The sequence below is a fragment of the Sphingobacterium prati genome (assembly GCF_013167215.1).
In the GTDB taxonomy this organism is placed as follows: Bacteria; Bacteroidota; Bacteroidia; order Sphingobacteriales; family Sphingobacteriaceae; genus Sphingobacterium; species Sphingobacterium prati.
In genome coordinates this window covers 310,817-327,717 of record NZ_JABJWY010000037.1, presented here as the reverse complement: position 1 = coordinate 327,717, position 16,901 = coordinate 310,817, and the positions used below count along the sequence as shown (strand labels likewise).

At 38.4% G+C, this 16,901-nt stretch carries 16 protein-coding genes; 8 read left to right on the top strand and 8 right to left on the bottom strand.

Annotated features, from left to right (window positions below; all coding sequences use genetic code 11):
- Window positions 1-6: 6 nt before the first annotated feature.
- From HPC41_RS19290 to HPC41_RS19280, 3 genes are read right to left on the bottom strand one after another with little or no spacing between them, the layout of a single operon-like run.
- The gene (locus HPC41_RS19290) at window positions 7-3,213 is read right to left on the bottom strand and encodes a SusC/RagA family TonB-linked outer membrane protein (RefSeq protein WP_172395649.1); all 3,207 of its coding nucleotides are present in this window, start codon (window positions 3,211-3,213) and stop codon (window positions 7-9) included.
- A gap of 6 nt (window positions 3,214-3,219) precedes the next feature.
- Complete coding sequence (locus HPC41_RS19285; protein WP_172395648.1) at window positions 3,220-4,536, bottom strand: TlpA family protein disulfide reductase; 1,317 nt, start codon at window positions 4,534-4,536, stop codon at window positions 3,220-3,222.
- Between the two features lies 1 nt (window position 4,537).
- Entirely contained in the window at window positions 4,538-4,891 is a 354-nt protein-coding gene (locus HPC41_RS19280) for a hypothetical protein (protein WP_172395646.1), read from the bottom strand.
- 617 nt (window positions 4,892-5,508) lie between these two features.
- Here HPC41_RS19280 and HPC41_RS19275 point away from each other — a divergent pair.
- From HPC41_RS19275 to HPC41_RS19255, 5 genes are all read left to right on the top strand, one after another.
- Window positions 5,509-5,955: a hypothetical protein gene (locus HPC41_RS19275; protein ID WP_172395644.1), complete on the top strand. Its 447-nt coding sequence runs from the start codon at window positions 5,509-5,511 to the stop codon at window positions 5,953-5,955.
- A gap of 40 nt (window positions 5,956-5,995) precedes the next feature.
- A complete protein-coding gene (locus tag HPC41_RS19270; protein ID WP_172395642.1) occupies window positions 5,996-6,349 on the top strand; it encodes a type II toxin-antitoxin system RelE/ParE family toxin in 354 nt (117 codons plus the stop codon).
- On the top strand, window positions 6,339-6,629 hold the full coding sequence (locus HPC41_RS19265) for a helix-turn-helix domain-containing protein (protein WP_172395641.1): 291 nt from the start codon (window positions 6,339-6,341) through the stop codon (window positions 6,627-6,629). Before HPC41_RS19270 ends, HPC41_RS19265 begins: the two co-directional genes overlap by 11 nt.
- Before the next feature lie 20 nt (window positions 6,630-6,649).
- Window positions 6,650-7,303, top strand: a complete 654-nt coding sequence (locus HPC41_RS19260; protein ID WP_172395640.1) for a hypothetical protein — start codon at window positions 6,650-6,652, stop codon at window positions 7,301-7,303.
- 103 nt (window positions 7,304-7,406) lie between these two features.
- Window positions 7,407-8,363 carry an IS481 family transposase gene (locus HPC41_RS19255; RefSeq protein ID WP_172395639.1) on the top strand — a complete coding sequence of 319 codons (957 nt, stop codon included), beginning with the start codon at window positions 7,407-7,409 and terminating at the stop codon, window positions 8,361-8,363.
- A 208-nt stretch (window positions 8,364-8,571) separates the two neighbouring features.
- Here HPC41_RS19255 and HPC41_RS19250 read toward each other — a convergent pair whose 3' ends face one another.
- From HPC41_RS19250 to HPC41_RS19235, 4 genes are all read right to left on the bottom strand, one after another.
- A complete protein-coding gene (locus tag HPC41_RS19250) occupies window positions 8,572-8,883 on the bottom strand; it encodes a hypothetical protein (protein WP_172395638.1) in 312 nt (103 codons plus the stop codon).
- Between the two features lie 457 nt (window positions 8,884-9,340).
- Window positions 9,341-9,742: a type II toxin-antitoxin system HicB family antitoxin gene (locus tag HPC41_RS19245; protein WP_172395637.1), complete on the bottom strand. Its 402-nt coding sequence runs from the start codon at window positions 9,740-9,742 to the stop codon at window positions 9,341-9,343.
- Window positions 9,743-9,782: 40 nt separating this feature from the next.
- Window positions 9,783-9,959, bottom strand: coding sequence for a type II toxin-antitoxin system HicA family toxin (locus HPC41_RS19240; protein WP_172395636.1), 177 nt, complete (start codon window positions 9,957-9,959; stop codon window positions 9,783-9,785).
- 134 nt (window positions 9,960-10,093) lie between these two features.
- Window positions 10,094-11,107 carry a PDDEXK nuclease domain-containing protein gene (locus HPC41_RS19235; RefSeq protein ID WP_172395635.1) on the bottom strand — a complete coding sequence of 338 codons (1,014 nt, stop codon included), beginning with the start codon at window positions 11,105-11,107 and terminating at the stop codon, window positions 10,094-10,096.
- Between the two features lie 459 nt (window positions 11,108-11,566).
- Between HPC41_RS19235 and HPC41_RS19230 the strand changes: the two genes are divergently transcribed.
- The 3 genes from HPC41_RS19230 (at window position 11,567) to HPC41_RS19220 (ending at window position 14,489) form a co-directional block, all read left to right on the top strand.
- Window positions 11,567-12,448, top strand: a complete 882-nt coding sequence (locus HPC41_RS19230) for a hypothetical protein (protein WP_172395634.1) — start codon at window positions 11,567-11,569, stop codon at window positions 12,446-12,448.
- Between the two features lie 38 nt (window positions 12,449-12,486).
- Window positions 12,487-13,755 carry a MutS-related protein gene (locus tag HPC41_RS19225; protein WP_172395633.1) on the top strand — a complete coding sequence of 423 codons (1,269 nt, stop codon included), beginning with the start codon at window positions 12,487-12,489 and terminating at the stop codon, window positions 13,753-13,755.
- Window positions 13,756-13,961: 206 nt separating this feature from the next.
- The gene (locus HPC41_RS19220) at window positions 13,962-14,489 is read left to right on the top strand and encodes a hypothetical protein (RefSeq protein ID WP_172395632.1); all 528 of its coding nucleotides are present in this window, start codon (window positions 13,962-13,964) and stop codon (window positions 14,487-14,489) included.
- Between the two features lie 59 nt (window positions 14,490-14,548).
- On the opposite strand, the gene tamL is transcribed toward HPC41_RS19220, so the two are convergent.
- On the bottom strand, window positions 14,549-16,900 hold the full coding sequence (gene tamL, locus HPC41_RS19215) for a translocation and assembly module lipoprotein TamL (RefSeq protein ID WP_172395631.1): 2,352 nt from the start codon (window positions 16,898-16,900) through the stop codon (window positions 14,549-14,551).
- Window position 16,901 lies beyond the last annotated feature (1 nt).

Here is a 16,901-nt window from a genome sequence, read left to right as displayed (position 1 = left end):
TATATGCTATTTAAAATTCACGTTTAATCCAATTGAAAATGAGCGCGAGGGTAAGATAGCCGCCAAAGGATATTCAGGATCGAGGTCTACCTTTGATTTTTTCCAGATAATACCCAAATCATTCGCATATACATATAGACGCACGCCACCAATACCTTTAAGATTCAGCTTTTTAAAATCATAGGAAAGAGAGATATCCTTCAGGCGTACATGATCTGCGCGCTCCACCAAAATCTCTGCATTGTTGTAATACTGATCTCTATTGCTCACTGTTTTGGTTGGTATTGAAGGTACATTTGTCCAAACCTCATCACCTGCTTTTTGCCAGCGGGCCGCAACATCACGATGCGCCAAACCACTACTTACAAATGCCCCATAGTCAATGGAGCTTCGACGATAATAATAATTACCTTTCCAAAGTATGTTGGCACTCAAGCTCCATTCCTTCCAAGTTAATGTATTGCGGATAGAACCATATATTGGCGGCACGCTAAGGCCATGATAGACCAGATCTTCGAGCTTCATTTTACTTATCACATCGGCATATTTATCGATAACAAGCTCATCATCCGTTTTTACCAAAGGGCTTCCCGTATTACCATCCAAACCATACCAAGGTAAACTGTAGATACCATCCAAGGGCCTACCTTCCACAGGCGGATTAAAGTTTATACCTGTCAAATAGGCATTTACCGGAGTTGACTGTCCTGTTAGGTATTTAGTCACCTTGTTTTTATTCATATTCAGCAGGATATTCGTTTCCAATAGTCCTTTTCCGATTGGATTCCGAAGATTTAACGTAAGATCTATACCCTTTCCATTGATATGCGCATAGTTAACATAATAGTTGCTATTCAGTACCATGGAGTTATATCCTGTAGTCGGATCCAGAGGTGGTGTCAAGGCCAGTACATCCTTGCTATTTTTACGATAGTATTCTAACGTTCCGCTAATCCTATTCGAACGTTGTCCGAGTTCCAAAGCCGCATTAAAAATTTCTACACGTTCCCAGCGTAACTGCGGATTGGGATAAGTCCGAATCTGTGCATTGGGCAATCCTGTTAGCAGGTCGGTATTGTACGAGGCGATTGGATAAGCTGAAGCCTGTTTATTGACATTTCCATTAACGCCATATGTCAGCCGCCATCGGATCAAGGGCAAGCGGAGATGCTGTAGCATAGGCTCTTCATCCATACGCCATGAAAATCCTGCCGACCACAATGGTGTACCTTTTTGATTAGATTTTACACCAAATAGATTAGATGCATCCCAACGCACGCTTCCCGAAACATTATATCGACCTCGGAACGAATAATTTGCATTGGCAAAGTAGGACACATAACGATCTACTTCGTCCGAGACACCGTTTGCGGGCTCTGTAATCTGGGCTGTTCCTGACGGATTGGTTTTATAGCGTGTCAAATAGTCCAGTCTCCCCTGCGACACATACACGTCGTCGTCAAATCCATAAATCTCTTTGATACTGCCGAGCCTCTGAACCTGGCGCAGTTCATGCCCTGCGAGTGCAACCAGATCATGATCGCCCCAGTTCTTACTCATATTAACCTGTAGTCGAGCCGTGTGGCTAATATCTTCATCCCTATCTTCACGTAAAATACCTCCGTACGGAAACAGTTGCGTACCGTCTGTCTGGGTAAAACGATTGACCAGATTACGAACATAGTAACTATCTGCTCTTCGGAGTAGCCTATCTTTGTTCTGGTCATTGAGATATTGGTAGTTTGCAACAACCGATATAAAGCTGTTTAATTTGTAGGTCAGAATGGGATTAATACGAATCTGCATCTGAATTCCCCTGCGGTCATACTGATCCATTTCCAATAAGGGTCTATAGCTCCAGTCCAGCCGACCACTGGAATTCCATTCATTTATGTAATCCATATTGTAACCGTTGGGTATCACCGCTGGCTTTCCATGATCGTCTATTAGCTGTGCATAAGGCAGCCGCTGGATGGTACGATCATAATCCACCCCATTGTTTACATTGATCAATTTGTTAAATGCCCAATTGAACTTAAGTTCTAATTTTTTGGTCAGATCGATACCAAGATTAGATAGCAATGTAATCCGATCAGAGGTTACTCCGGGTGTAAATTTTCGACTTTTATCGTAGCCTCCAGATAGGTAAAAATAGCTTCGATCTCCGCCACCTTTAATGCTGAGATTATATTGGTCATTGACCATTCTCTGAAAGAGATATTTGCCTGCATCCTGCCTGATATCACGCTGTGACAACTTATCTAATTGCGCGGACAATTCCTCGGGTGTAATCTGGTTTCTTTTCTGTTTGAACAACAAGAGCACCGCATCTGAGAGCAAGGGCTTGGTCGCATTTTTCTCCGTCGCATCATAGAAGCCATTATTGAAAAAAGATGTTTCCAGCGCAATGTATTCTGACGATTGGAGAAAGGCCGGATTGTAAGTCAGATCAGGTTTGGCGAAGACCGCGGTATTCAGATTGAAATCTACCTTTGCCTTACTCTTACGCCCACCATTCTTTGTCGTAACAACAATTACCCCATTACCTGCCTGTGCGCCCCAGATACTTGCGGCAGCAGCATCCTTTAGGACACTGATATGCTCAATATCATTGGGATTTATCTGATCAATATTTCCCCCATATGGGAACCCATCCAATACAATCAGAGGTTCGTTACCTGCGGTCAAAGAGCTTACACCACGGAGACGCAACGATAGCTTAGATTCCTTATCCGTACCACTGGATTGCCGTTTGTCAAAATAAAGTCCATTTGTCACTCCTTCCAGTCTATCAATTAGATTTGCCCCTACCGATCTATTTAGCAGCTTTTTATCAATAAAATCAAAGGAACCCGTGGCCCTTTCTCTAGGCACGGTGTAATAACCTGTCGACAGCACATCTACCGTCTCCAGTTGATTTACAGCGGGCTTAAGCGCAATAAGAATTTCATTCTTATTATTTTCAGCAGAGTACTGGATTTCAAGCGTTTGAAACCCAAGCTTTGAAAAGCGGATCATATAGATTCCTCGAGGTACAGTCACTTGAAAGATACCATCTTTGACTGATCTTGACTTGAGAGAAGAATTTAGCACATCAATGGTCACATCTTCGATGCCTGCGCTATCAGGCAGAGCAATAATACGCCCCTTTAGATATTGCCCCCAGCAGACAGTGGAGAAACAACAGAGTATAATAATCAATAAATTTTTCATTTTCATTTAGTCTTTATAGGTTAGTTGTAGGATCTGTTTTTTGACTTGAGTAGGTTTACAGATCACCCCCTGTTGCTTTAGGCTATTGAAGAGTTCTTCCTTACCCAATACTTTCCGTGGTAGCACGATTTCGATTGACGCATCTCCTTGCCCTCCGTTATCAAATGGGCCTATTGCAGCATAAGCTTCATTAAGATAAGATTGCAGCAGACTAATACTTTTAAATACATGTCCCTTTTCGTATTTAATAGTCTGTTGAGTAGATCCTTTTTCCAACATCCATCCATTGACAGAAATAATCCGTACGCTCGCATTGATGTCAAAAAATCGCTTTAGATCCTGCTGCATCACCGTATAGACAGAATTGTCGCTGCTGACAGTCTTATTTTCGTAGCAATACGTTCTATACAGCCATTCGGGAATATCTTTACTCTCCAAGCTGTTTAAAGGCCTGCCATTAAGCTCAATATTCGCCGGTGATCGAAATGGATTGGATGCCCACTGATTATTGGTCATGCCATAAGCAATCTTAAACAGATCTAATAAGCTTCGATTGACAATCCTGAGTGAAGGTGTTCCTTTTTTAGAAAGCTTAAATAATGAAGGCGCACCGTAGATGGAATCTAATAACAGCGAATACCCCATTAATAGGTTTTGCTGCCGTCCATCGCCCTCAGAAAGCAAAGACTTATCTTCCTCGAAATCCATCAATTCAAACTTTGTAGGCAGATCTATCCGATGCGTTTTGAGGTAACTATTGATATTCTTTTCATTAGTATTTTCCCCTTTGGTGATTGCGATGACTTTAAAATCACGATCCAGCCAAATATGATGAGGTACCGAGAGGTGCGGAAATAAGCTGTCAAACAATCGTGCGTTATAGATCTGAGGAAGTTCTGGAACTTTTAATGCGGGATTGTTCTTAGCGATCTTTTGAAGGCGAGCTTTGGCACTTTCTTGCGTTTCCTCGGCATTCAATAATATGATTTGAATATTAGCATTGAACTTACGTTGCAATGAACCAAGATGAGGGAATGAAGCCAAGCATGCACCACACCAAGTAGTCCAGAAGTCGAGGATATAAAGCTGCTTATGGCCTTTACTATTTTGAGCCGAGATTTGTTCAATGGCCTCCTTAGGTAGAATAGATCCTATTTGCAACGCTTGAAGAAGCCCATCAGCCCCACTGTCCTTGCGGGGCGTCTGAGCCGATAAACTAAACATAGAAACTAAGAGGTATAAGATCACAAGTAACGCGATCTTTAGCATTTGAATATATAGCAATGCACTGCTATTGGATTGTAGTTTTAATTTTTTCATCATTTTAGGAATTGGTATTGGATGGGGATACCCGCTGAAAGAAATCGGAGATCTTCTTTGTTATCTTTAACTCTTCTTTGCTCACTTTTAAAAATTCCGAAACACCAATTTTCGATAAATCTACATTGCTCACATGTGCTATTAGATAAGCAGCGAGAGCTTTCAATAAGGCTAGTGAGAATCCAGAAAGCTGTTCTGAATTCACATTCGATTGGAGCTCAATGATATTGTCTCTGATCAGATCAATTGGATATTGTTTCCAAAAAGCTTCGATGTCTTTTAATGGGTCATAACTAGCTAGTTGAACATCATAAAGCGTTCTTTCGAAAAAAAGAATGTCTGTGCATTGGGATTTCATATTTTAAGTTTTGAATCTGACCTGAATGCATAGCAGTTCCTGTCCGAAAGAAATCAGCTATTTTTCAGGCCGTGGGCCACAGTTAAAATTTTATTAATAGTGAAGCTAGAGGTGTGTGAATGGAATTTTAAAAGGCATCAATATTGGCGAAACACTCTCCATAGCTAGTGAAGTCAGAATAATCTGAAGAACTAAATTAATTATTCCGGATTTCGGATAATATTTTTAAATAATTGTTTTCTCATCATTGCTCAGTTTATAATCATAGGCGATTGAGCAATGTGATCTATATAAAAGATATATCCATCAAAAAAGGGGTGGATCTTACCTCATTCTCCACTGAAGGCCCTAGGAAGCCCCTAAACGAGAAAAAGAGCAAGCCCACCCCTCCTTTTGCTACAAAGGTAGAGATTGGGCCTTGAACTCCTCCTCTTGCGTTTAGTGAAAATTTCCTAGGTTTTCAGGGGCAAGATTCAGCATCAAAAGCCATATAATACTTGAATAACCCCCACTGAGGAATTATTCAATAAGCAAATATACGCAATATTTAGATTTTTACAAAATTTACGTATAGTTTTTAAACAATAGTATTACAGATATGTATTGTAAAATGGGGAATGAAAAAAATCAATCGTTTCTCACTATATGTTACTAATGCTGTAGCCCTCAGGAGATGCATTGCTGGAAAATCTCCATATGCACTTTCAATCGATTTGGAAAGAAATCCTAATTATGTTGGTAATATTGAAGACCCTAATAGGCCCGACCAATATAATAGTGCTGACTATCCATCCATCGCTAAGGAGGTAGAGTGTGGACTGAATGACATTACACCTCCTGATGATTGGGAAGTAAGTAATTCCCATGAAAAAGTAGATAAAGAAGTTGTTTCTTTATCGGATCCAAATTTTGTGCTTAAAGTGTTACGTGGTATAAAGGCTTCCAGACATGCGGCAAAACTTAATAGTTTAGAAGAGCTATACCAACATCTTTCTCCTAAGAACGCTAAAGAGAAAGAAATTATAAAAAGTGTTTGGGAGGATTTCACTAAAACAAACGCTTAAAAAACTTGACAAAAAGTAACTTTTAAATTACCTTTGTAAAATGAAAGTAAGAGAGGTTATTGCTTTTAAAAATTATTTTGAAGACTTTCTTTTGAATCACCCCCAAAAGGTACAGGACAAAATTTTTAAAATAATTGAAGCAATAGAAACTCTTGAACGGGTTCCGAGTAATTATTTAAAACATTTAACTGGAACCGACGGATTATATGAAGCTAGGATTCAGCTTGGCTCCAATATATGGCGTGTATTTTGCTTTTTTGATGGTGATAAACTCGTTGTCTTAATGAACGGTTTTCAAAAGAAAACACAGAAAACACCAAAGAATCAGATCGAAAAAGCATTAAGTATCATGGCTGAATATTACGAACAAAAAGGTAGAGAAGATGGAAATTAAGAACTGGAAAAATATTAAAGATGATGTTTACGGAAAAGTAGGCACCCAGAGAAGAGATGAATTGGATAGAGATTTTGAATCTTTTAAAATTGGTCTACTTCTTAAAAAAGCGCGTGAAGAAAGAAATATCACCCAATCCGAGCTTGCTGAACTCATCGATAAAAAACGAGAGTATATTTCGAAAATTGAAAATAACGGAAGCAACATTACACTAAAAACATTATTTGATGTTGTTGAAAAGGGATTGGGAGGCAAAGTCAAAATATCATTTGAATTCTAATCTCGTCAATTTTTATACCCTTGATTGAAGTTGTTGAAAGACCATCTATCCGCAAAGCGGACAAACCCGACGTGATTATGTCCAGGATGGACTATGTCATCATCTGCCAAGTGATCGAACGACTAAATGAAATAGACATGCGCGATGATGAACTCTCGTTTCTCCTTGGCAAACCTAATAATTACGTCTTTAGTTTCATTATCAAGCCGAGCGACAAGAATCGCTTCAACGAAGATCAATTAGATCTTCTTCCCTTTCTCCTCCGATGTCCATTTTCAAAAATTCTAGTTAATGGGACCAAAGCTGGAAACGTTCAATTGTACCATACCAAAGCTATTGATGAAGATGGTTATAAAGGGTTTTCCCATATCATTTACCCTGAAAAGGGAGAAGGCACTCGCATCATTTGGAAAAAGAATAACGCGCCAAAAGGCAGCACCCGAAAAACTAATAAGCCTCTGCTCGAACTTCTTAAAACTTGGATAGAACAAAGCTATTTTGACAGACAAGTTAATGCCTTAGAAATTTTCAAAAGGCTTAAAGCAGAATCGAGCATTAAATTTAGAGTTAGCGACATTGAAAAGTGCATGAAGATTCTATGTGGTAGCCGTCAAGCTCTATTGCAGAAAGATTCTATTGATGGAGTGCTGAGGTATTGGAAGGAAGAACTCTAAAAGGAGTTAAGTGTGGGATTCATATAGATCCTTTCAATAACTTTATGTTAAAATGATGGTAGAACTACTAGCTTTACCATCATTTTAACATAAATCAGCAGTAATGAAAAATGAGGTAAAAAAGCGCCTTGAATGGGTAAAGCTTTATGAGACCATTGGTAATGCAGGGGTTGTATGTTTAAGGTGTGGTATAACTAGGCCGACACTGAGAAAATGGTTTAAACGATATCAAGAATCAGGAATTGACGGCCTATTTGAACTTAGTAGAAAGCCGCATAAAATCCATAGTAAAATAACTCAAGAAGACGAGGATCGAATACTGGAGTTAAGGACAAACCGCAATTTAGGGCATCGGAGTATTGCTAGTGAGATGAAACGTTTATATGGGGTCTCAATCTCAACGGCAACTGTTCATAAGATTCTTAAAAAGAATAATAAACAGTATTTAAAGCTTAAGCGATACTACCGTAAAAGACAAACTCGCTATAACCGACCAATACCGGGTGATCGCGTACAAATGGACGTATGTAAAATAGCTCCAGGCATTTATAAATACACAGCGATAGATGATTGTAGCAGATTTAAAGTACTTCAATTATTTCCAAGGCGTACTGCTACCAACACCCTGAAATTTCTTGATACAGTGCTGAAACAAATGCCATTTGCGATACAGCGCATTCAAACTGATAGAGGAAAAGAGTTTTTTGCTTATTCCGTTCAAGATAGATTAATGGAATGGGGTATTAAATTTCGGCCTATTAAACCAGGCTCTCCACATCTCAATGGAAAGGTAGAAAGAACACAGCGAACCGATCTTGATGAATTTTATTCCACAGTTGATATCAAAGATCCTGACCTACCAAACCTACTATCACAATGGCAATTTTATTATAATTGGCTTAGATCCCACAGTTCTCTAACGGGCCGTACCCCAATTCAGGTAATTAATGCTTTATCAAATAAAACTCCATTATGGGAGGATGTCGATGATATGTACGACCCAAGCCGGGAGCGAATAAGGAATCAAAATTACTGGGTTGACTGTCAGTTAAATAAGTGAAACGATATGTGTAAATCCCACACCTAACCCCTGCCTGCTTATCCTGCAATACCATAAAAGGCAGCAGCTCTGTTGAGTCGTTTCGGAAGACCATAGCAAATTTTATCCGTTCACTCAATAGAGACAGCACACAATACAAGTTTGCAAAGCGTTATGGATTAATCCAGGAAAAGGAGGTAGTTGTTAGGTTTTACTTTGAGGATGTTGGTTAGCTTATTCTAGATTTGTCCCAAATAATAAACCGTTTTAAAAACTCCTCTTGAGAATGCGGCGAATTGACTCGATGTAGATTTCTATTATCAATATCCAATGTCCAATTGAATGCACATTTTAATACTGGAATCCATTGTGCATCCTGATGAATATCAGAATTTATTCTAAATGATTTAACCCGACTAAAATCAGCACTTAGATTAGGCTCCAATTTATTTGCTAAATGAGAACCAACATGAAATAAAATCTTAGCGAGAGCAATTGAATCATTTTCGTCAAGATGATCTTGAAAATTTACTTGTTCCATAAAACTTTGGTTTAAAAAATATATTGCTATGGTTTGCCGAACGGGCTTAACTGATGCAACAAAGTTATGAGGATAGGTTGATAATTCCTATAACTATTTGCTACCACAAATATACGATCCTAGTTTGATGCTTTTGAAAGGGGGTACGTTGAAACCTGAATGCGAACATTAATCGCACCATACAGGAATTGAAATCCCAGAACATTTGCAACACCTAACTTTCCTATCTTAACCTTAATCGCACCATACAGGAATTGAAATATTGATAATGACTAATCCAATAGCAAACGGCTTAAGACCTTAATCGCACCATACAGGAATTGAAATCTTAACTATAGTAGCAAAGAGTACTTTAAACCTATAACGTTAAAAGAGGGGATATATTTAATGTATTTACCGTTTTCTTGATACAAAGTTTTTATAAATTCTGGTGCGATTTTTTTAGGGTTAAATAGACTTAAACCAACTCTACTGCCTGCAATTCGGTTGCCAATCTATGAAGCCCTTCTTCAATCTTTTTAAGCTGTGGTTGGCGGGGTTTTTTTAAGCCAGAAGAATAATGTTGCAATTGACGCTGATTGATACCTGTGATTTTTTCTAAAGCCGAATTAGTAAAAATACCTTTGTAATAAGCTAAGAAGCTCTCTGCATCGAAACGGTATATAATCTCATACCGAGCTTTCAAAATAGAAGGTATATTCTCAGGTGCAAACTCCTCGGTTATAATTTTTATTGCATCCAGAATAGACTGCTTGGCCTCTTCAACAGTATCTCCAGCCCCATAAATACCAGCGGCATTCTCAGCATAAGCACCAAAATGGTCTTCGCTCCGTTCGATTATGATTTTTAACTTCTTCATAATATTGATTATTTCTGCTATCAGAAGAACCAGGAGTTAATTAAAGCCCAAGATCCTTCATGATCTTCTTACGAAGGCCCTCTCCCATCTCTTTGCTACTATGAAAAGGAACTGGATAGGTCTTCCCATCCTTCTCATAAATGTAATGAGATCCTCTGGTACGGATATGGATCCAGCCACTATTTCGCAAAAACTTGTGGAATTCATTTGATTTCATACCTAAACAGTTTGAATGCGTTTGGAAAATTTATTACCTTAAATCACCAATCACATAATCGAATTCCGCAACACAAAGGTAGTATATTTACTACTATATTCAAAATTATATTTGATTTAGAAGTCATTCAATTTTTACTCATCACCAACTTTACTCACAAAACTTTCCAGTTCTTTGTTTACTTCATCCAGCAGCTGTTGCTCTGTAGGCAAGTAAAGCTCATATTGACTGGCAACGATCTGTTTTTGGTCTTCGGGAAGGGTAAATTTCACAACCGCATCGTTCTTACTCGCACATAGTAAAATGCCGATCGTGGGATGTTCATGTGGAAGCCTTTCAATACGGTCATAGTAATTGACATACATCTGCAATTGACCTATGTCCTGATGGGTTAATTTGTGTGTCTTGATCTCAATGATCACAAAACTTTGCAAGAGACGGTTGTAAAAGACCAGATCAACAAAAAACTCATCACCTTCAATATGTATGCGTTTTTGGCGGGCAACAAAGGAAAAACCATTTCCCAATTCGAGCAAAAACTCCTGCAGATGGGTTATAATAGCGCCTTCAAGATCTTTTTCATAATAGGCACTCTCCCGCTTCAAACCTAAAAACTCAAGTACCATCGGATCTTTTATAATCTCCTTGGCATCAGAAGGCATCTTTTCCTTTTTTGCGACAGCCAGTACACTTTCCTTATCGTTACTAAGCAGCAGACGTTCATATAAATTACTAAAAACCTGTCTTTCCAGCTGCCGTGATGTCCAGTTATTTTTGATGGTTTCAGCCATATAAAATTCTCGCTGTTCGTCCAAGTCTAGCCGCATCAACAACCGGTATTGTGTCCAGCTCAATTGCGAACGCAGTGCATTCGCAATTGGAAAAACGCGATAAAACTGTCGGAACAATTCAATCTGCCTCCGCGAGAATCCACTACCAAATTCAGGCTCTAGCGCCTCGGCTAAATACTTTGTAAGATATTTCCCATAATCAGCCCTATCCTTACCTTCTTGTTCCTGTTCAAAAATACGCTTGCCGATGTGCCAGTACATCAACGTGCGCTGATGGTCGACAGCACGAATCGCATTATCTTTGGACTGCGCAATAATTGCCTTTATATCGGATACTAAAGTTTGATCTGTTAACATAATTGCCTGTTTAATTGGTACGACTTCTGTAAGTGAACACTACAAAGATAGCTAAATCTTATTAAAATGCTAAATATTTTAGTATAATTAATTTATAAAAGAGTAACAAATCACTAGTATCAGGGGTATTCTTATCAGACATTATGTATTAAAAAACGTATCCTGAGTTACTATTATTTCCCTGATACAAAATCCTTGTGGTATAGAAAGGCATCACCCTGTTTGTAAGATGGAAAATGACAGGTCAGCTTATCACAATTATATATCTTCTCTGATTTCCGGGTCGCATAGTTATAACCATCGCTTATTTTTCACTTACGAGATAATAATCCCGTCTTATAGACTGGAAAATAGACTTTTGAAAGAGCCGAGATTTTATCGGCTAGGATTAAGCGAGTTAAAATCATTCACTTTATTTTCTTATCAAAAAAGTGTATCTTAATCATAAATCACAGCCACATGAAACGCTTATATGTCTTATTTAATTTTGCTTTGTTATTTTTAGCAACAATGATCGCGAAAGCTGGTCCTTCTCATCATAAAAACTATCCTAACCATTTAACTGATACGCTTTCTGATGATATCCGAAAGTATATTACACAATTAGCTGTTTCGGAAGGTTTAGATAAAAGCTCCATTAAAATAAAAACTGATAGCTGGGGAGAGGTAACCGTTTCAGACAACTGGGGTAAAAGTGTCAAATACAGCAAAGACCACTGGGACAGATATACAAAAACGGATAACAACGGACTTAAAACATCGATAAAACAGGATTTTTCCGGCAATATAGTCGTAAAATATAACAACGGAAAGGAAAAAAAGATCAGAAAAAATATAAGTGGTGATTTTGATATTCCTGGTCAGGACGGGAGTCCATCCACTGCTTCCATAAATACCCTCGATAATTTGGAGATCCGTGACAGCCACGGCAACCTCACTACTGTTTCAAAAAATATCTTCGGCGGTTTAGATATCCGTGATGCAAGTGGCAACCACACCACTGTATCTAAAAATGTTATTGGCGGCTTAGACATTCGGGACAGCCAAGGAAATAGCAGTCGCGTATCAAAAGATATTTTAGGAAACCTTACAGTTGAAAGTAACACTGGTAAACATACAACGATTAGAACCGACATATTGGGAGGCAAAACAATTGAAGATAACAAAGGGAGCCGTGTTTCTGTAAGAAAGGATATATTTGGAAATTATGAAGCCAGCGATAACAATGGAAACCGGGCGTCTATTAAAAAGGATATCTTTGGAAAAGTAATCATTGATGATCCAAAGGGGATCTTGGAAAATGTGAAGCTTCAACTGATCGAAGATTTAATGCAGGAGTGAAGTCATCATAAACAATTTTAATAAGCCTCAAAGCAATTATGAATGATACACAAGATTTATTTTTATCAAAAGACATTTTACCCTTATTTGATTATACATTAAATTTGGATAGCCAATCCATGCTCTTTGAGGTTTTACAAAAGCCATTATCATCTATCGACCAGATCAACCATAGACAAACAATCCTAAAACAAATTATTTTGTCCATATCACGCTGGAATGACTACTATTACCCCAAAATTGAGTATGCAGATTCACATAAGTTCTTATGTCATTTCCCATTAGAAGACCTAAAAAAAATAGATTTTCTAACCTATAAATTTAAAAAACAGAAGAACAACATCTTACTTGGCGAGTATGCGCAACTAATTCACTTCCTATCCAAGCTTGAAAATGATCTCGCAGGAAATATTGAACTCAAAGAATTTCCTCATAAATATCAGGAGGATCTTCGGTTTCTCATAAACTATCTCCACTCCTTCAAACTTCAATACTATAGATCCAAAATTCGTAAAGGTACACTAGGCTATACATCCATCCAGGAGCTAAATGCTATTGTTTCTGAAAACCGTAAAAATGGTGATACACTTTTATTTTTTGAGAAACTAGCTCTTTTCGAAGCTTATTTATCAATCGGGAAAGCAATTTATAAAAACAATTTTCAGTTCGCTACAATGAATGAAAATTGTTTTCAACTCACAGAACTATATCACCCATTGCTATCTAATCCTGTAAAAAATGACATCGTTATAAACAACAATATCGTACTTGTTACAGGAGCAAACATGTCCGGAAAATCAACACTGCTTAAATCCATCGGCTTATGCGTTTACTTGACTCATTTGGGATTAGCTATGCCTGCAAGCGCGGGAACCATTCCTTTTTATGATAATGTATCGATTCAAATTAATCACAGCGATGATCTAAAAAATGGTTATAGTCATTTTATGAACGAAATTATCAAATTGAAAAACGTTGTTCATCAAGCGCATGAGGGTAAACGATGTTTCGCCATTTTCGACGAGCTATTTAAGGGGACCAACTATGAAGATGCATTGGTTATAAGTGTAAAAACGATCAAGGGTCTTCAAAAGTTTGCTACTTCTACATTCTTTATCTCTACACATATAATTGAATTACGGCAGAAAATCGCAGAAGCTAACGTCCAAGTCAGCCCCTACTATATAGACTGCAAGATTGTCGAAGAGACACCCGCTTTTTCTTATGTATTGAAAACAGGATGGTCTAATCTGCAAATAGGTCAATTATTATTCAACAAAGAAGGACTAAATAGTCTTTTAGATTGACAAGAACACCCAATATGGCTGACGAAAAAACAATAAATACGATAATACAGCTATCAAATAATTTAAGATTTCCAAAACAAGATTAAAATTCCTAAAATTGCATTCTCATTTTATGGATATCGGGCCTGGCATTTAAAATGCTAGCCGAGACACGACGGGAATAGGCCCAACATCGTGTTATACTTGAGTTGAATAAAAACAAAAAGATGAAAAAGCTTATATTTTTTCTATTGCTGATACCTTTCTGGACAAGCGCCCAACAACAGAATATCCAAGACTTTGTCGTAAAAGAAAACCTTTCCAAAAATGGAAAATTGGCTGTGGTTGCCTTAGATTCAGTAGGTAATACAAATGAGACCATCAATGGAAACTACCTATTTACTATCAACGGTTTTTCCCAGCCACTGCAATTTCACGATGGCGTCGCTGTACCAAATCAAAAAATAGAATCCTCTACTTTTGTATTTTTTAACCACAAGAACCAAGAGAAAACCAAAGGCCGACTGTTTTATATCTACAAAACAGACAGTGGACTCTCTCCCTTTGCCATCAGCGGATTGATGTTTCTGATTATACCTGCGATTGTGTTGGGCATCGCTTATATGTTTAAAAAAGTGATCATGACCGCGATTGCACTAGCAATTGTTTTCTTTATATTTAATCACTCACAAGGGCTGGATCTAAGCAAGATATTTGAATCAATTTTCTCAAGTTTAAAGAACCTCCTAGGGTGATATTTAACTTCGGGACCGTAAGCCTAGAAAGCTAAGCCGTCTCGAAAAATCGCGATTCACTAGAACGGCATGCCTATTCCAAAATTATATTGGATAAAGTTGTACCGGTCGGGTCTGTGGCTTTCATAATATTGTTGTTTAAATTCTTTGGAATCAAAGAAATGCTTGATTACCCATTGATCACTACCGGAAAATTGCGGGTCTTTTACCTTTAGTCCTGCATCCAGGCGGATCACAAAGTAATCTGAATCAAAACGTAGCCCAAAACCCGTACCAATGGCCACCTGCCCCAGGAACTTATTGAATTTAAATTCTCCGCCAGGGTTTAACTCTTCGTCTTTCTTCAGCCGCCAGACATTCCCCATATCAACAAAAGTCGCCCCATTCATTTTGGCCCCTAAAAAATTATTTAAGATGCGAAATCTATATTCAGCATTTGCTTCCAATTTAATCTCGCCGAGTTGATCCAAGTTGCGCAAGTTCAGACGCAGGTCCTCACTTAGGCTTTGTCGATTATAGGCGCCTGGCCCCAGTGTGCGCGCCTGCCAGGCTCGGATACCATTCATCCCCCCACTATAAAAACTCTTTTCGAATATCAATAACTTGGAGTTGTTTCCATACGGAATAGCAATTCCGGGATTAAATCGGAAAACAAATTGTCTATTGCCGCCCAAATTCCGATACAAACGATAATCAAGTTCTGTTTTCGCATACTGCAAGAATGGCACTCCAAAGATCTTTTTCTCGCCATCAGCATTAGCGGGCAGTTTCGCCAAGCTACTGATCAGGTCCAAGACATTACCACTCACATCCACCGTTCCACGAAAATATTGAAAATCTTCTTTGCTGGTCAGCTTCTTCCCATTCAGAATAAAAGTATATTGGGTACCCAATCCAAAATATTGACGGTCATTGCTACGTACATACAGCTGATATCCGCCTTGCTCAAGATTTTTCCGAAAATTCGAGTCCAATCTTCCATCCCTATATTCCAACACTATCGGCGTAAAACTGTGATACTTATTCTCTGTTTCATACCAGGAATAATTCAGTGAAGTTGTAAAATAGCGGTTGGAATAAGTCCGATCCTGATCAAATAACTGGAGGGTCATCGAGTAGGTTGTTTTGGGCAAACCATATTTTCCCCCTGGATTAATATTGAACGGCACCATGAGGCGTGGAATCACCAAATTCACACCCGCCTGAAAATCATTGTTAAATATCTTGCTGGAAAGCCCGCCCGACAAACGTGGATCGAACAATACCCCGTACCGCAGCTTCACTTCCAATTGCTCCGAACCACCAAAAATATTACGTTGTGAAAACGTATTTCCAATATTAAAACCACTCATACCCGAGCTAAAGGTATACTCCCCTTCAATCTGATTGCCCATACGTGGTCGCGGAACAAAATCATAGTGTACATCAAGTTTATTGGAATCTTTTTTGACGAACTGTATTTTCACTGACCGAAAACCATTCATCTCATACAGTCTATCATAAGATTTGTTTTCCTCAGCCAGAGAATAATAATGGCCAGACCGCAAATACATATACCGTTCCAAAGGTTTCCAGCGAAAGCTTTTGGTCTCATCTATAAACAGAAGCCGTTTTGCCGAATCGGCTATACGACGGGGCGATTTCTTTGACATTGTTCCATAATTCCTAATAGTCATATATACACTGTCAATTTGATACTTTTTATGTATCGTTGAATCACTCGGATTTTCAACATTTATTTTTAAGTCGATTAAATTACCGCTCAACGTAGAGTCAATACCCACACGCATATATTGTCGTAAGTAATCGTAATAACCATTGTTGCGCATGACAACATATAGCTTTTCGCGTTCATCCAACAATTTGGCAGCGTCGTATTGGGTATTAGGTTTGACTTTAGTTTTTGGCAGAATATCCCGATCAAATAACCATTTTGCATCCCCATCTTCAAATTTACGCTCAATGTTTCTGATTTGATACGCATTGCCCTCATCGACTTTAAAATTGATATGAGCTCTCTTTTTTTCTACCTTAATCTCGGGACTGACTTTGGCATTAAAATATCCCTTGGTAAATAAAAAACGTCTGATCTGATTGGCTGAGAGGTCAACCATCGCCGAATCCAACAAATGTGGCGGTTCGCCAACATTTCGAATCTTCTTCGTTTTATAACGTCCTTTTTTGGTGTTGAAAGTATTATAAATAAATAGGTTTACCCGTGAATTTGGTCTTATCTGATTGGAGATATAGGTTTCGGAAGACTCTTTCAATGCGGGCGGAACGTCAGAAATCTGTACTTTTGTAACCAAGGCTTGGTCGTCTTCTATATATTTTGAAGATCGGCAAGATGCAAAAAATAGCGTCAAAAGCATTATACTTGCAAATCCGATAAAACGAGGGTACTTAATCATC

Coding starts and splice junctions, on each gene's coding strand:
- HPC41_RS19290 (WP_172395649.1), bottom strand. CDS start 3,213: ATGAAAAATTTATTGATTATTATACTCTGTTGTTTCTCCACTGTCTGC.
- HPC41_RS19285 (WP_172395648.1), bottom strand. CDS start 4,536: ATGATGAAAAAATTAAAACTACAATCCAATAGCAGTGCATTGCTATAT.
- HPC41_RS19280 (WP_172395646.1), bottom strand. CDS start 4,891: ATGAAATCCCAATGCACAGACATTCTTTTTTTCGAAAGAACGCTTTAT.
- HPC41_RS19275 (WP_172395644.1), top strand. CDS start 5,509: ATGAAAAAAATCAATCGTTTCTCACTATATGTTACTAATGCTGTAGCC.
- HPC41_RS19270 (WP_172395642.1), top strand. CDS start 5,996: ATGAAAGTAAGAGAGGTTATTGCTTTTAAAAATTATTTTGAAGACTTT.
- HPC41_RS19265 (WP_172395641.1), top strand. CDS start 6,339: ATGGAAATTAAGAACTGGAAAAATATTAAAGATGATGTTTACGGAAAA.
- HPC41_RS19255 (WP_172395639.1), top strand. CDS start 7,407: ATGAAAAATGAGGTAAAAAAGCGCCTTGAATGGGTAAAGCTTTATGAG.
- HPC41_RS19250 (WP_172395638.1), bottom strand. CDS start 8,883: ATGGAACAAGTAAATTTTCAAGATCATCTTGACGAAAATGATTCAATT.
- HPC41_RS19245 (WP_172395637.1), bottom strand. CDS start 9,742: ATGAAGAAGTTAAAAATCATAATCGAACGGAGCGAAGACCATTTTGGT.
- HPC41_RS19240 (WP_172395636.1), bottom strand. CDS start 9,959: ATGAAATCAAATGAATTCCACAAGTTTTTGCGAAATAGTGGCTGGATC.
- HPC41_RS19235 (WP_172395635.1), bottom strand. CDS start 11,107: ATGTTAACAGATCAAACTTTAGTATCCGATATAAAGGCAATTATTGCG.
- HPC41_RS19230 (WP_172395634.1), top strand. CDS start 11,567: ATGAAACGCTTATATGTCTTATTTAATTTTGCTTTGTTATTTTTAGCA.
- HPC41_RS19225 (WP_172395633.1), top strand. CDS start 12,487: ATGAATGATACACAAGATTTATTTTTATCAAAAGACATTTTACCCTTA.
- HPC41_RS19220 (WP_172395632.1), top strand. CDS start 13,962: ATGAAAAAGCTTATATTTTTTCTATTGCTGATACCTTTCTGGACAAGC.
- tamL (WP_172395631.1), bottom strand. CDS start 16,900: ATGATTAAGTACCCTCGTTTTATCGGATTTGCAAGTATAATGCTTTTG.